Genomic DNA, 1397 nt, shown 5'->3' on the forward strand with positions numbered 1-1397 from the left:
CACCCGACTGGCACAGTCCATTCCCGGCGAGATCGCCGTCATTCGCCTTGTCCCGGCAAGGAAAGACTGGAACGATGTTCTCCGTCAGCAAGGGGACATTCCCAGCCGCAAATTCATAGCCGAGACAATCACGCTGCGAGAGCTGCCCACCGCCCAGCCTGTTCCCATGCTCCGCATGGCAGATGTGGAGCTGACGAGCGTGGATTGGCTATGGTTTCCCTATATCCCCTTTGGAAAGCTGACGATTATACAGGGCAACCCCGGCGAGGGCAAGACCTACTTTGCCATGCGTCTTGCGGCGGCTTGTACCAACCGAAAGCCTTTACCCGGTATGGAGACCCTTGAGCCTTTCAACATCATCTACCAGACCGCAGAGGACGGTCTGGGCGATACCGTCAAGCCCCGACTGATGGAAGCGGAAGCAGACCTTGAAAGAGTGCTTGTCATTGACGATAGGGACACACCGCTGACCCTTGCCGATGAGCGCATAGCAAGGGCAATCCGGGAAAACAACGCAAGGCTGGTTATCATTGACCCGGTGCAGGCGTTTCTGGGCGCAGATGTGGACATGAACCGGGCAAATGAAGTCCGTCCCATTTTCCGCAGTCTGGGAGATATTGCACAGGCTACTGGGTGCGCTATCGTGCTGATAGGACACCTGAACAAAGCCGCAGGAACACAAAGCACTTACAGGGGCTTAGGGTCTATCGACATTACGGCGGCAGTCCGCAGTCTGCTCTTTATCGGCAAGCTGAAGGACAGCCCCACAACGAGGGTGCTTATCCATGAGAAAAGCTCCCTTGCGCCGCCCGGACAGTCCCTTGCCTTTTCTCTGGGAGACGAGAAAGGCTTTGAATGGATAGGAGCTTATGACATTACCGCTGACGAGCTTCTTGCCGGGGCAGACAACACCAAGACCGAGAGCAAGACCGCACAAGCGCAAATGCTCATTCTGGAACTGCTTGCGGACGGAAAGCGTATGCCGAGCGCAGAGCTGGAAAAGGCAGTCAATGAGCGTGGGATTTCCTCACGCACCATGAGAACGGCAAAGAGCCGTATCGGGGACAGACTTGTGACCGAGAAAGACGGCACAGCATGGGTCTGCTATCTCCGAGACTGACAACAGGAACACGGCAAGCGTGGCAAAGACGGCAAGGTTTTTATAGATACCTTAATGTTGCCGCCTTGCCTTGTTCCCTCATACCGACACCGCCCGATGATGAACCGTCACCGGGCACTTTTTCATTTACAGGAGGATTTTGAATGAACAATACCGCAACCAATACCACCACTTGCCCGACTGTCAGAAAGCAGATCGGCAAGACAACCTATATCGTCCGTGTCCATTTCAGCCAGACCGCAAAAGAGACGATGGAGGACAAAATCAAGCGTATGCT

2 protein-coding genes are annotated in these 1397 nt (G+C 54.8%); both read left to right on the plus strand.

The features are described from left to right. Positions 1–1120: AAA family ATPase (locus tag ACESZP_RS17795; RefSeq protein ID WP_499709937.1), on the plus strand; the 1120-nt coding region annotated here is incomplete at its 5' end. 143 nt (positions 1121–1263) lie between these two features. Next, the coding region (locus ACESZP_RS17800; protein ID WP_499709938.1) for a transposon-encoded TnpW family protein at positions 1264–1397 on the plus strand (134 nt) is incomplete at its 3' end.

The organism is Candidatus Dorea massiliensis AP6, assembly GCF_964245105.1.
In the GTDB taxonomy this organism is placed as follows: Bacteria; Bacillota; Clostridia; order Lachnospirales; family Lachnospiraceae; genus Laedolimicola; species Laedolimicola intestinihominis.